The 12,954-nt window shown below is 39.4% G+C and carries 13 protein-coding genes; 3 read left to right on the top strand and 10 right to left on the bottom strand.

The window, feature by feature from the left end; genetic code table 11:
- Positions 1 to 66: 66 nt before the first annotated feature.
- Together CFS60_RS10675 and CFS60_RS10670 are read right to left on the bottom strand one after the other, a co-directional pair.
- Positions 67 to 606 (bottom strand): molybdate metabolism regulator, encoded by a 540-nt coding sequence (locus tag CFS60_RS10675; RefSeq protein ID WP_369821473.1) that lies wholly within the window; start codon positions 604 to 606, stop codon positions 67 to 69.
- An 81-nt stretch (positions 607 to 687) separates the two neighbouring features.
- Positions 688 to 1,563 carry a hypothetical protein gene (locus tag CFS60_RS10670; RefSeq protein ID WP_088839236.1) on the bottom strand — a complete coding sequence of 292 codons (876 nt, stop codon included), beginning with the start codon at positions 1,561 to 1,563 and terminating at the stop codon, positions 688 to 690.
- 183 nt (positions 1,564 to 1,746) lie between these two features.
- Here CFS60_RS10670 and CFS60_RS10665 point away from each other — a divergent pair, with 183 nt between their 5' ends.
- The 3 genes from CFS60_RS10665 to CFS60_RS10655 are packed head-to-tail and all read left to right on the top strand — an operon-like array spanning position 1,747 to position 3,895.
- Positions 1,747 to 2,382 (top strand): ABC transporter ATP-binding protein, encoded by a 636-nt coding sequence (locus tag CFS60_RS10665; protein ID WP_088839235.1) that lies wholly within the window; start codon positions 1,747 to 1,749, stop codon positions 2,380 to 2,382.
- 12 nt (positions 2,383 to 2,394) lie between these two features.
- The gene (locus tag CFS60_RS10660; protein WP_088816213.1) at positions 2,395 to 3,564 is read left to right on the top strand and encodes an ABC transporter permease; all 1,170 of its coding nucleotides are present in this window, start codon (positions 2,395 to 2,397) and stop codon (positions 3,562 to 3,564) included.
- Positions 3,565 to 3,610: 46 nt separating this feature from the next.
- The gene (locus tag CFS60_RS10655) at positions 3,611 to 3,895 is read left to right on the top strand and encodes a hypothetical protein (protein ID WP_088810869.1); all 285 of its coding nucleotides are present in this window, start codon (positions 3,611 to 3,613) and stop codon (positions 3,893 to 3,895) included.
- A 273-nt stretch (positions 3,896 to 4,168) separates the two neighbouring features.
- Here CFS60_RS10655 and rlmD read toward each other — a convergent pair whose 3' ends face one another.
- The 8 genes from rlmD to CFS60_RS10615 all read right to left on the bottom strand — a co-directional run bounded on the left by rlmD (position 4,169) and on the right by CFS60_RS10615 (position 12,953).
- Entirely contained in the window at positions 4,169 to 5,530 is a 1,362-nt protein-coding gene (gene rlmD / locus CFS60_RS10650; protein ID WP_088810868.1) for a 23S rRNA (uracil(1939)-C(5))-methyltransferase RlmD, read from the bottom strand.
- Positions 5,531 to 5,577: 47 nt separating this feature from the next.
- Positions 5,578 to 6,333 (bottom strand): hypothetical protein, encoded by a 756-nt coding sequence (locus CFS60_RS10645; protein ID WP_088839234.1) that lies wholly within the window; start codon positions 6,331 to 6,333, stop codon positions 5,578 to 5,580.
- Positions 6,334 to 6,439: 106 nt separating this feature from the next.
- Entirely contained in the window at positions 6,440 to 7,396 is a 957-nt protein-coding gene (locus CFS60_RS10640; protein WP_088810866.1) for a glycosyltransferase family 2 protein, read from the bottom strand.
- A 30-nt stretch (positions 7,397 to 7,426) separates the two neighbouring features.
- Positions 7,427 to 8,371, bottom strand: coding sequence for a diacylglycerol kinase (locus tag CFS60_RS10635; RefSeq protein WP_088810865.1), 945 nt, complete (start codon positions 8,369 to 8,371; stop codon positions 7,427 to 7,429).
- A 134-nt stretch (positions 8,372 to 8,505) separates the two neighbouring features.
- Entirely contained in the window at positions 8,506 to 9,936 is a 1,431-nt protein-coding gene (gatB, locus tag CFS60_RS10630) for an Asp-tRNA(Asn)/Glu-tRNA(Gln) amidotransferase subunit GatB (RefSeq protein ID WP_088810864.1), read from the bottom strand.
- A 15-nt stretch (positions 9,937 to 9,951) separates the two neighbouring features.
- Entirely contained in the window at positions 9,952 to 11,403 is a 1,452-nt protein-coding gene (gatA, locus tag CFS60_RS10625) for an Asp-tRNA(Asn)/Glu-tRNA(Gln) amidotransferase subunit GatA (RefSeq protein ID WP_088825856.1), read from the bottom strand.
- A gap of 14 nt (positions 11,404 to 11,417) precedes the next feature.
- Positions 11,418 to 11,711 carry an Asp-tRNA(Asn)/Glu-tRNA(Gln) amidotransferase subunit GatC gene (gene gatC, locus CFS60_RS10620; protein ID WP_088810862.1) on the bottom strand — a complete coding sequence of 98 codons (294 nt, stop codon included), beginning with the start codon at positions 11,709 to 11,711 and terminating at the stop codon, positions 11,418 to 11,420.
- Positions 11,712 to 11,834: 123 nt separating this feature from the next.
- Entirely contained in the window at positions 11,835 to 12,953 is a 1,119-nt protein-coding gene (locus CFS60_RS10615) for a CamS family sex pheromone protein (RefSeq protein WP_088810861.1), read from the bottom strand.
- Between the last annotated feature and the right edge of the window lies 1 nt (position 12,954).

Below are 12,954 nucleotides of genomic sequence, written 5' to 3'. Positions count from 1 at the left end.
CTCGCTGCTGCGAGGGGTTATTTTAGACTGAATATGGTGTGAAGCTGTTTTATATTTGATTTTAGTTTACTGTATGCAGCGTTTACACCAAAGTTCTGGTAAAATTGCCGTGTAATCTTTCGTGAATGTCAATAAATCATAAAACATTTGGTCATAATATCCCGACTCGTCCACTTCAATTTCTTTTAAAACATGCAAAGCGTCGAGTGCCTTATCGCGCAAGGCAGGTAAAATATAACCGGTAATTTTAATTTGACCGAGTGCGGCACTAACAGCTATTTTCATGGATAAAAAGGTGTTTTCATCCTGGCTTTCGCGCATTTTTTGAAGCGTCGCAGCATCATAGTCTTTCGGCTCCACAAATGAAATCCCTTTTTCTTCCGCAAAATATTTCGGAAATGCAGATAAATTTAGCCCCTCATCTGATTTATCTTTAAAATAAGACGTTAGGCGATCTAAAACTTCTTGTCCTATAGCGCTACTAAACGGCGCCTCTTTTTGCTCCAAATCATAGTAAATATCCAAGTGAAAGTGTTCTGTAAAGTGCGGATGGCTCGTTTCCTTCTGAATCCCGTTCTCATTATCAAAATACATCGTCATACTCAAAGTCAACTACTCCTTCCATGTGAAGTTCTTCTCATAACGATTGTATCAAATTTTTTTGGAAAAAGCACGAGTATTTTTGTTTCATAGACTTGCCACTTCGATTCCCGCTCCCAACCAGTCTTTCTTAAAAGCGAACGCTGTGTCCACTTGTTGCATGACTAATAAACCGCTCAAAATACGGTCTACCTTCGCTGATATATCTGTCCTATCCTCTGAACTTTCAATCCTAGCGAGCTCACACAATCTAAATTCACATTTAAAAATCATAAGTCCATCTTCACGTGTAATCGCTCGTTTCAAAGTACATTCTAATAAATCTTTTGTTTCACAAAAGCGACCATTTAAACGAAGCCTTTCACAAAAACAGAACCACGTCGCTATTTGTAGCCCCTCAACATTTTGATAACCTTTGTACCGCTCTAACGATTTAAACACCCTGCTCGCTATCACATCAATTTGCGTAATATCAATCATATATAAAACATGACACATTACAATAAGCTCATAATACGTCCACTGCTCTTGTTCAGCTAACGTAACCCATATAGGAAGAATGTGCTTTTGGATAGCTTCATCAGTTTGCTGAGGCATATATGCCCTTGTTATCGTTTCTAAATAAGCACAAAGTTTACGCTCTTTTTTTATTTCTTTCATTTGGGATAAAAGCTGGTTCATGTTTGTTCCAATGAAATCGCTACCCACCTTCAAAAATTGGTCCATAATTTCATCTAATGCCCTTTTCTGGTATCCCCGGCAAATAAAAATAAGCTCTTCAAAAGAAACTCCGTTATCTCGCAATACTTTTTCAAGTTTTTCCTGTCCAATATTTTGATGCCCACCCTCAATTCGGTACGCATACTTCTCTGACATGCGCTTGCCATAAAAATCCGTAATCGTTTCATTTTTATTTTTACGAACCACACGAAGCGCATTCCCAATTAATTTCGCTATTTCCATCTCGATGTCATCTCCCTTATTCTACTTATCAGTTGAATTTTCGTCGCATATAAATAAAGTATGTTATTCTAAAAAGTAGGGGCAAAACAATGTCTATATTTCATTCAGTGTAACATAAATACACAGAATAATGAACATTAATTTCTATTTACATAGTTCTAACAAGAAAGAATAGGTGAAAAAATGATACAAGTTCAAAACTTACATATCGTTACACGGGAAACTTTACTAAAAGATAGCAACTTTACTTTTAAAGATGCTTTAATTTATGGAATATCAGCACCAAATGGCTCTGGAAAAACAACACTTTTACGTGTCTTAGCAGGTTTAAAGCCTGCCAATCGTGGACAAATTATTTTTAAAGAAAATCAGCTCTTTTTAAAATCAAAAGACGTCCGTCAAAAGCTTTTTTACTATGAAACTTCCGAATGGTTTAATCCAAACTTATCTGCATGGGACTACTTGCAATTTGTGCAAAAAATGTGGACTAGTACATCTGCTGATTTAGCAGAGATTATTCAATTTTGGGAACTAGAAGAATTTCTAAAAATACCTATCCGCAAATATTCTTTAGGTATGAAACAAAAAACATTGCTTGCGATGTATGCCGTTAGTCAAACAACTTACTGGCTTTTAGATGAGCCCACCAATGGATTAGATTACAAGAATCAAGAACGCTTTGTAACATTCATAGAGCAAGCAAAAGCCAGTGGTAAAACGATTATTTTCACCTCTCATCAGGACGATAAAATGTACGCTATTTCAGATGAGATTGTTCAAATTCACGACCGAAAACTACAAACAACGATAGAAATTTAAGGGGGGCAACCTATGCAACAGCAAACTTTTTATTTTAAGAAGTTTTTCAAAACAAAGGGAAACTGGATACCACTTTTTGTATTAGTAGCCACCATCTTATTTGTTCTAATTATGAATACAATAACAGAAAAAGAACACGATATGGCTGCTATCGCTGATTTGAACATGTCAATCAATGAGCAAGGTTTTAAAAACAACCAAAAAAAAAGAAATAATGGTGAGTTATCAAAAGAGGATGAACAATTACTTGATGAAAATCAAGTAAGCACTCAACAACTTTTGACTACCTATCAGAAAATTCGCGATTACTATAATTCGGGACAATACAAACAAGCATACGCTTTGAAAATTAAAGAAATCGAAAAATCTATTGCTTTTGAAAAAGAAACCTTTACGGATAATGGAATGGAATCCCTCAATATCCGTGACTTAACCAAATATAAGAAATTACAAGAATTAAATATTAACGAGCAAGTGGAAGATATGGAAACACAAGGATTCACCTATCTTTACCGTATGCTAGTAAATTTCTTCCCTCTACTCATTATTATTGTCAGTTGTTTCGCTCTAACTTCCGTTTTAACAGAACGATTTCATAATGGCTTAGATCGAATGAAATTGATGCCCCTTAGTAGCTTTAGAAATACAACAGAACGCTTAGTTTTTAGTACGTGTGTGGCACTTATCATTTATTTTTTAAGTATTCTTTTTGCGTTTCTTCCAGCAACAGTTTTATCTGGTCTAGGAAGCTTAAATTATCCAATTCTTTCAGAGATGAGTGGTGGATATGTAACCCTTCCTGTTGGAAAATTGTTGCTGGAAACCATCATTCTTCAAATGCTCAGTTTGTTAATTGTCATTTTAGTCATTGATTTAATTAGTAAAATAGTTAAGAAAGCCATGCCCACTTTATTCTTAAGCCTAATTCTCTTAATTGCACCAACGTTTCTTATCGGCAAAGTGGTTTTTCTTGATAAAATAGCTGCTTTTCTACCAATGACTTATTTTAATTCCGGGCAAGTGACAAATTATTTTTTAGCGGAAGCATGTAACAATCCTACTATTACATTTGTTACTGGTGTAATCGTATTACTAATTAGTTTATGTCTTCTACTGGTGATTAATTATTATATAGATTGGAAAGGAGGTGAAAATAGCTCTCACTTTAAGCAAAAAAAATAAACACTTAGTGCTACTATAAACTTACACAAGGGAGTTGTTTACCAACATGAAAAAGGCTATGTACAAGATTGCGCTTGCGCTTATATTAATAACTGGAATTTTAATTACTATCACCCCAGATGCTATGTCAAAATCCGTGTTAAGCTGGCAAAAATATGATATCAATAAATATACTAAAAAACGTACAGTTGTATCAGAGCAATGGAAAAGTGTTCCAAATAACGTATACTGGCATAGTAGTAATGTAAACCGTGCTGGCAGTGGCTGGAATTATAATCGTTATGTTATTACATTAAAATATTTTGATGCGAAAACAAAAAGATATTATTAGAACTATAAGAAATTTTATAAAATACTTATCTACATAATGTATTTAGATATTTCATAAGTTCATTTTTCGGAAAATAACACAAAATAAGTAATTTTATATTGAAAACACTTAGCCCGATGATTCTTTTGTATCATCGGGCTTTTTTATAGCATAAAACTCACTAAAAAATATATTTATTCCTCGACTGGTAAAGAGAAACAAATGTTGTCAGCTCTTGCGCAGTGCCTGAATACGTCCTCTTTGCTTGCAATTTTATCCAACTTGAGACTCCTGTTATAATTCCAAAGATACGACATTTTCAATATGCGTCGTCATCGGAAACATGTCCACAGGTTGGACGGCTGAAACTTTATACCCGCCTTCGTTTAAGATGCGTAAGTCGCGGGCAAGGGTTGCTGGGTCACAGGATACGTAGACGACTTTTTTCGGTTTCATTTTTAAGATAGTGGCAAGCAATTTTTCGTCGCATCCTTTTCTTGGGGGATCGACGACTAGGACGTCTGCGGTAATCCCATTTTTATACCAGTTGGGGATAACGTCTTCTGCTTTTCCGGTTTCAAACGTGACATTCTCGATTTGGTTTAGCTTGGCATTTGCTCGCGCGTCAAGGATGGCTTGGTTTACGATTTCGACGCCGTAAACATGTCTTGCTTTTTTGGCGAGGCAAAGCGAGATGGAGCCAATGCCACAATAGGCATCAATGACGGTTTCATTTCCGGTTAAATTCGCTGCATCAAGCGCTTTTTGATAAAGGACTTCCGTTTGCTCCGGATTGACTTGGTAGAAGCTCCGTGCTGAAATTGCAAATTGAATCCCGTGAATGGTGTCTGTAATCGTATTTGGGCCATAAAGCGTGACCGTTTTATCGCCCAAAATGACGTTCGTTTTATTCGCATTGATGTTTTGGACGATGGAGGTGACACCTTGAACGCGTTTTTTAAGTTGTTCAAGGATAGCTGGTTTGTTTGGGAAATCAAGCGTGCGCGTGATTAAAACGAGCATGAGCTCACCTGATGTTTTGCCGACGCGCGTCATAATGTGGCGCAAATCGCCTTGGTGGGTTACTTCATTGTATGGCTCCGTGTAAAATTCCGCGAAAACCGCACGTGCTTCTTGAATGGCCGCATCGCTTTTCTCATCTTGAATGAGGCACGTATCCATATCAATGATGTCATGACTTCTCTTTTGATAAAAACCTGCGCCGAGTTTCCCGTTCACATAACCGACTGGCACTTGCGATTTGTTTCGGTAGCGGAACGGTTTTGCCATTCCAATTGTTGGCAGGACTTCGGTTTCGAGTTTACCGACGCGCTTCATAAGCTGTTCGACTTGCCTTCTTTTAAACAAAAGTTGCCCTTCATAAGAGAGGTGTTGGAGCTGGCAGCCGCCGCATTTTTGGTATACGGGGCAAGGTGGTGTGACGCGTTCTGGGCTTTCTTTTTCGAAGCTTTCGATTCTTCCGAAACCATACTTTTTGTTCACCTTGACCACTTTTACACGGACTTCTTCGCCTGGAAGCGCCGCAGGTATAAATAGCGGATAGCCGTCGATTTTGGCGATTCCGCTTCCGTCATGAGTTAAATCCTCGATGGTTACAGACAGTATTTGGTTTTTCTTTAACATTTCGTTTGGCATCTGGCGTTCTCCCCATTCAAAAAGCAGAGCGAGTGACTGCCCTGCTGTTATTTGATAATATATTCAATCCCAATTGGCACAGAAACATTTACTTGTTTCGTTTCTGAAAAAATGAGCCATGAGTTTCGAGTAACGTTGAAATCATAAAAGAATGTTTTAGGATAGGCTGTGACCGTTTTAGCTTTCGCCTCAAACGAATCATCTAGCGCTAAACTTTCTGTTGTGATGTTCATTTGCAAAGCTTTTATGCTTTTTGTCGCCAGTTCATTTGAAAACTCGACGGGCACTAAAGATTTGGCAGTCACTTGATTTTTTTTGCGTGTTAAATTGATGGTTTCATTGCTCGTTTGGATTTCACGCGTGCCACTTTCAATTTGATAATTAGAGAAGCCATCGCAAGCATGATCCATAGGATATTTGAATTTCGAGTTATTGATATACTCCGCCACATTTGACGCAGCAATAACTAAGCGATATTCTTTAATCCCTTCATACTTAGAATCTTCTTCTGAAAGTTGATTTAAAATTTCATGATTGGTGACATCGACAACTAAATTTCCGTTAGCTAATATATGAACCTCTGTATCTTTTTCGGCTGGTAAAAATGAAATGTCATCCGTTAATGGAATTGCTGTTTTCGTTGCAATCCACGATTTATTGCTTGCAATAAGCTCCGCTTCGCTTACTCTAGGTGTAATTTCCTCTGCTTGAACCTTCCAAACTACAAAAAGTGCGATAACAACTGAAAGGATGAATAGAGCACTTAGAAATAATGCTTTTTTGGGTCGGGCTACTTTTTCCAAGTTTGCTTCACCCACTTTCTATTTTTTGACTTTACCATTATACTGGCAAAACCAAAATAATACAATACCATGACAAAAAAGACATATTTTCGACTAATTTAAAGGGCTATTTCTTATATTTTACGGACTCTACTTTTTCTTCGTTATGACGGTCAACAAAATAGAGCGGACGTTGTTTCGTCTCGTTGAAGATTCGCCCTAAATATTCGCCAATAATTCCGAGTGAGAGCAATTGAATGCCGCCAAGGAATAATATTACGACCATAAGGGATGGGTAGCCACTTACACTTTCCCCAAAAAGAAGGGTTTTAATAAAGGTCCAAATCATGAAAATGAACGCAATAATTGAAATCAAAACGCCGCTAAGCGCTGAGAGTCTTAAAGGAGCCGTGGTAAATGATGTTATCCCTTCCATCGCTAAATTCATGAGTTGGAAATAATTCCATTTTGTTTGGCCGGCGCCGCGTTTGTCACGGTCAAATAAAATTTCTTTTTTGTGGAAACCTATCCAGCTAAACATTCCTTTTGTATAGCGTTGTGCCTCGCGAAACTCGCGCAGCGCATTCACTGCTCGGCGATCAAGCAATCTGAAATCTCCCGTATCTTCTTGGATAGGTACTTTCGTCAGCTTTTTAAGCAGTTTATAAAACTGTCTTGACGTCAGCTTCTTCATAGCACTTTCGCCGTCGCGCGATCTTCGTTTTGCGTAAACATCGTCGTAACCTTCTTCCCAGTATTGAATCATTTCTGGGATCAGTTCAGGCGGGTCTTGCAAGTCTGCGTCCATAATAATTACTGCATCGCTGTCCGCATAGTCGAGTCCTGCAATCATCGCAATTTCTTTACCAAAATTTCGACTTAAGTTAATATAGCTTACTCTTTTATCCTGTTCACGGAGCTTTTTTAAGATTTCAAGTGTATTGTCTTTACTTCCGTCATTTACAAACAAAATTTCGAATGAATAGTTTTGAATCGTATCTAAAGTGAGTAAGACTTGATCGTAAAACATGTTTAGAACCTGCTCCTCATTGTAAGCTGGGACTAGAATCGTTATTTTTTTCATTTCCGCTCTTTCTCCTATCATTTACCCTTTTTAAATTTGAGAATCCGCTTGTTTTTTGCTGTCTAAATCAGTTGCTGGAATGGCATGCACATCGGCAAAAAATTCGATATGTTGGTTTAAATTTTCAAATGTCATTGGTGTTTCTCCGCCAAGTTCTCCGTCAAGATTAATAAGCATTTTTTCTTCGGATGTCACAATGACTTTTTTCGATTTCACGTAGATGATATTCGGTTCCTTAATGTGGTCGCCGCGAAGGGCGAGCGTCACTAATCGAATAAATTCTGCTAAGTTCACTTTTTTCAAGATGATGAGGGAAAACTTGCCGTCGTCTAGTTTTGCGTCAGGTGCAATTTTTTCGAAGCCTCCGATAGAGTTCGTCAAGCCAAGTAAAAAGAACATCGCTTTTCCTTCAAAGACACCATCATCATATTCGACACGCACGTCCGTCGCTTTTAAAGAAGGGAGCATTTCAATCCCTTTCAAATAATACGCGAGTTGCCCAAGCATCGTTTTTAGCTTGCTTGGCACATCATAGGTTAGCTCCGTAATCCGGCCGCCACCGCCAATATTAATGAAGTACGTTTCATTCGCCTTCCCAATATCCATCGCCACACTATCACCACGAGCAATGATTTCCGTTGCCTTCATAACGTCGCGCGGCACGTGTAGCGCCCTCGCAAAATCATTCGTTGTCCCAGTTGGAATGATGCCAACCTTTGGACGGTATTCTTGTTCAGCAATCCCATTGATGACTTCATTTATCGTTCCATCGCCACCTGCTGCGACGACTAAATCGTATTTTTCTTGCACGGCACGTCTAGCTTCACGTTCGGCATCACCTGGTTCTGGTGTTGTCGCATGGGCTGACGTTACATAACCGGCATTTTCTAAAACCATGAGCACATCTGCTAAATTCTTTTTTATGATTTCTCGTCCTGAAGTTGGATTATAGATGACACGGGCGCGCTTCGCCATGGAATTCATCCTCTCTCGCATAAAACTCATTACGTTTTATCTACAAATTTTCACTAACATTTTTATTATAGCAAAATGCGCCTTTTTTTAAAATAAAAAGAAGGGACTTTTTGTTGCCCCTCCTTCCAGTTTACTTAGCGCTTATTCATTTCGTCGATAAGTAATTTATTTACCATTGGCGGATTAGCTTGCCCTTTCGTTGCTTTCATCACTTGCCCAACTAGGAAGCCAACAGCACGATCCTTACCATTTTTGTAATCCTCAATCGATTGCGCGTTTCCGTCTAAAATGCCAGAAATGATGGCGCGTAATTCGCCTTCATCGGAAATTTGTACGAGCCCTTTCGCTTTGACAACTTCTTCCGCGTCCCCACCATTTTCGGCTAACTCACGGAAAACTTTTTTAGCGATTTTAGAAGAAATCGTGCCTTTTTCAATCAACTGAATCATCCCAGCTAAGTTTGCTGGCGTCAGCCCTGTTTCATGCAACTCTTTTTGCTCGGCGTTCAGGTAAGCGGACACTTCGCCCATAAGCCAGTTGGAGACCTGTTTTGCGTCTGCGCCTTCTTGTAAAGTAGCTTCAAAGAAATCAGACATTTCCTTTGTAAGTGTGAGCACCATCGCGTCATAGGTTGGCAAGCCTAGCTCGCTCACGTAGCGCGCTTGACGTTTGTCTGGAAGCTCTGGAATTTCAGCACGAATTCGTTCCATCCATGCGTCATCGATATAAAGATCGACTAAATCTGGTTCTGGGAAGTAACGATAATCATCAGAGCCTTCTTTCACGCGCATAAGTGATGTTTTACCTGTTGCCTCATCAAAACGGCGCGTTTCTTGTTCGATGATGCCGCCTGCCATGAGCACTTCTGCTTGGCGTTTTTCTTCATATTCAATTCCTTTACGCACATTATTAAAGGAGTTTAAATTTTTAAGCTCTGTTTTAACTCCAAATTCTTCTTGCCCAACTGGACGAATGGAAATATTCGCATCACACCGCATTGAGCCTTCTTCCATCTTCACATCGGATACACCCGTGTATTGAATGATTGATTTTAATTTTTCAAGATACGCGTATGCCTCGTCAGCAGAACGAATATCTGGCTCTGATACGATTTCAATAAGCGGCGTCCCTTGACGATTAATATCAACAAGCGAGTAACCTTTATTCGTATGCGTATTTTTCCCAGCATCTTCTTCTAAGTGAAGACGCGTAATGCCGATTTTCTTTTTGCGTCCGTCTACTTCAATTTCGATGTGCCCATGTTCCCCGATTGGCTTATCGAATTGCGAAATTTGGTACGCTTTCGGATTATCTGGATAAAAGTAGTTTTTGCGGTCAAACTTCGTATGTTTCGCGATATCACAATTGATTGCCATCGCGGCTTTCATACCAAACTCAACTGCCCGTTTATTTAAAACAGGTAAAACGCCTGGCATCCCTAAATCGACCACCGTAGTATTTGTATTCGGTTCTGCACCAAAATGCGCCGGAGCAGAAGAGAAAATTTTGGATTCTGTTTTTAATTCAACATGGACTTCAAGCCCGATAATAGTTTCAAAATTCATGACTGCACCGCCTTTTTATAATGATGGTTTTGCTTTATGAAAATCTGTTGCTTGCTCAAACGCATGCGCAACTTGATAAATTTGACCTTCTTTAAAATGATTGCCAATAATTTGTAAGCCTACAGGTAGACCGTCGCTTAGACCACACGGAACCGAAATCGCCGGAAGTCCTGCCAAGTTAATTGGAATCGTTAATAAGTCATTTTGATACATCGTAATTGGATCGTGAATCATGCCATCAATATCAAAAGCAGTCGTCGGCGTACTTGGTCCAATAATGACATCGTAGTCCGCAAAAACTTTTTCAAAATCTTGCTTAATAAGCGTTCTCGCTTGCTGCGCTTTTTTGTAATACGCATCGTAATAACCCGAGCTTAGTGAATAAGTTCCGAGCATAATCCGGCGTTTCACTTCGTCGCCAAAGCCTTCTGAACGCGTTTTTTTGTAAAGCTCTTCAAGCGAATTCGCATTTTCCGTACGATAACCGTAACGCACACCATCAAAACGCGCTAAGTTCGAAGACGCTTCACTCGAGGCTAAAATATAGTAACTCGCTACCCCGTATTCAGAATGCGGCAAGGAAACTTCTTCCCAAGTTGCGCCAAGTTTTTCAAGTGTTTTTAAAGCTTCCATAACAGCGGTTTTCACACCAGGCTGTACACCATCGCCTAGGTACTCTTTTGGAACACCAATTTTAAGACCTTTTACATCACCCGTTAAGTATTCTGAGAAGTTTTCAACAGGCGCGTCAATCGACGTTGAGTCATTTTCATCTACGCCAGAAATTGCTTGCAGCAAGTAAGCATTATCCTCAACCGTCCGAGTAATAGGACCGATTTGATCAAGCGACGAGGCAAAAGCAATGAGCCCAAACCGAGAGATGCGGCCATATGTAGGTTTCATTCCGACTACGCCACAAAAAGCGGCAGGCTGGCGGATGGAACCACCTGTATCTGAACCGAGTGAGAAGAGTACTTCAGACGCGGCTACAGCAGCAGCACTCCCGCCTGATGACCCACCAGGTACTTTCGATAAGTCCCACGGGTTGTATGTTTTGTGGAAATGAGACGTTTCGGTCGATGAACCCATCGCAAACTCGTCCATATTTAATTTCCCGATGTTGATAACTTGGGCTTGTTTTAGTTTCCAGACGACAGTCGCATCATAAATTGGGTCAAAGTTGTATAAAATCTTACTTGCCGCTGTTGTTCGTAAGTTTTTCGTAACAATATTATCTTTAAGTCCGATTGGCAAGCCAGCGAGCATGTTTGCTGGATCAATGCCAGAATCGCTTAATTCTTCTGCGACGTCGAGCGCTGTTTCTTTGTTTAATGTTATAAATGATTGTACTTTATCTTCTACTGCCTCAATGCGGTCAAAAGATTCTTTCACCAAATCAAAAGGGGAAATTTCTTTTTTGACGAGCATGTCATGCAAGTTTTTTACTGAGTGTTCGAATAATCCCAAAATGAATTCCCTCCTTAATCCTCTAAAATCGTTGGTACTTTAAACATGCCGTCCTGTGTGTCAGGCGCGTTACGGAGTACTTTTTCACGTTTTAATCCCGGGTGAGAAACATCTTCCCGTAAAACATTTGAAACCTCAATTGCATGAGAAGTTGGCTCAACATTGGCTGTATTTAGCTGGTCCAGTTTTTCCACCATTTCAATAATATTGCCTAGTTGGCCTGCAAAAACATCTGCCTCTGCGCCAGAAACATCAAGCTTAGCTAAATTGGCCACTTTTAAAACGGTCTCTTTTGATATGTTCGTCAAGACGCCATCCTCCTTTTCGTTTTTTCCACTAATGGTAAAATTATATCATAGAAGCGACTATTCGGATATAAAAAATACCGGAAAACGTGAAAAGTTCCTAGCGAATGCTAGGAACTTTTTTAATTAATTATAAATGTGCGCGTTCGCTGCGCTGTCGCTTGGTTTGCGCGTAATTAATGCAGCAGGACCATCAGAAGTTGAAATGCTAACTTGGATATTCGCTTCTTTTGGTAAATGCTTGCCAATTAAATCGGTAACATATTGCGTGAAACCGATAATTTCCGCTTCCCCGTAAAATTGAAGGGGGATATCGACGTTTAAGTCTGCCATTTGGCCATCTTCATAACGTGCGCGTCCCACAACCCCAGTGAAGTTCGGATAGTATTTTTCAATATCGGCCTGGAAGTTTAAGAATGAATCATTGTCTGCCTTGTGGTCAGATTGTGCCTCTGCACTTGGCAAAACATAATTTTTTTCTTTGATTGTTTTAAAGTTGCCAATGTCATTGCCGTTTGTTGTTGCATAAGCGATATAATTCCCCGGGGCAACGGCATCACGTCGGCCTTGTTTATAAATGGCAATCGTGACGGGGACATTTTCTAGCCCTTTCGTTTGGCGAATTCGCGTTAAAATCGTTTGAGCCATTGCTTTTCCTTCTGATAACAATTTATCATCGCTAATCTCTTGCTCAAATGTGTCACCGTATTGTTCCTTTTGGTAATAATCAACGGAATTCATCGCGAGCGCAATGGATACACCACCGAGTGCGACCGTGTCTTTATCCGTTTTCTTCAAATAGTTTTGTTCTAAAATATGCGCTAAATAAATAGGATTACGGTTAGCACCGAAACCGTTATCTACTGGATTCAAACCGTCTTTATTTTTATCGCTTTTACGACTAAGCCAAGACGTTAACAATTCTTTATCCAAATATTGTCCTTCTTGGAAAAGGTAATCGTCCGGTGAATATTCATTTTGCGAAACACGCATTAAACCAGACTCTAATTCGTTAATGTCATAACGCGAATAAATATTCGATACAACGAGTCCTCTTGATTTACTCGCTTTATAGGGCAGAACCGTCTTATAGTAATTCTCAGAAATTTGATTTTTCGTCATAATTCCGGTTTCGCTTTTCTTTTCTTCGTCTTTTGTGACCACTTTCTCATCTGATGACAGTTTTGGGGCACAACCTGTGAGTACAAGTAGCGAAGCCAAAACGAGTATTAAATATTTTTTCATT

The organism is Listeria sp. ILCC792 (assembly GCF_900186135.1).
In the GTDB taxonomy this organism is placed as follows: domain Bacteria; phylum Bacillota; class Bacilli; order Lactobacillales; family Listeriaceae; genus Listeria; species Listeria goaensis.
Note: the sequence above shows the minus strand (reverse complement) of the source record. Positions and strands in the feature narration are given on the sequence as shown.

Coding starts and splice junctions, on each gene's coding strand:
- rlmD (WP_088810868.1), bottom strand. CDS start 5,530: ATGCCAAACGAAATGTTAAAGAAAAACCAAATACTGTCTGTAACCATC.
- CFS60_RS10670 (WP_088839236.1), bottom strand. CDS start 1,563: ATGGAAATAGCGAAATTAATTGGGAATGCGCTTCGTGTGGTTCGTAAA.
- CFS60_RS10635 (WP_088810865.1), bottom strand. CDS start 8,371: ATGGCGAAGCGCGCCCGTGTCATCTATAATCCAACTTCAGGACGAGAA.
- CFS60_RS10660 (WP_088816213.1), top strand. CDS start 2,395: ATGCAACAGCAAACTTTTTATTTTAAGAAGTTTTTCAAAACAAAGGGA.
- gatB (WP_088810864.1), bottom strand. CDS start 9,936: ATGAATTTTGAAACTATTATCGGGCTTGAAGTCCATGTTGAATTAAAA.
- CFS60_RS10655 (WP_088810869.1), top strand. CDS start 3,611: ATGAAAAAGGCTATGTACAAGATTGCGCTTGCGCTTATATTAATAACT.
- CFS60_RS10615 (WP_088810861.1), bottom strand. CDS start 12,953: ATGAAAAAATATTTAATACTCGTTTTGGCTTCGCTACTTGTACTCACA.
- CFS60_RS10640 (WP_088810866.1), bottom strand. CDS start 7,396: ATGAAAAAAATAACGATTCTAGTCCCAGCTTACAATGAGGAGCAGGTT.
- CFS60_RS10665 (WP_088839235.1), top strand. CDS start 1,747: ATGATACAAGTTCAAAACTTACATATCGTTACACGGGAAACTTTACTA.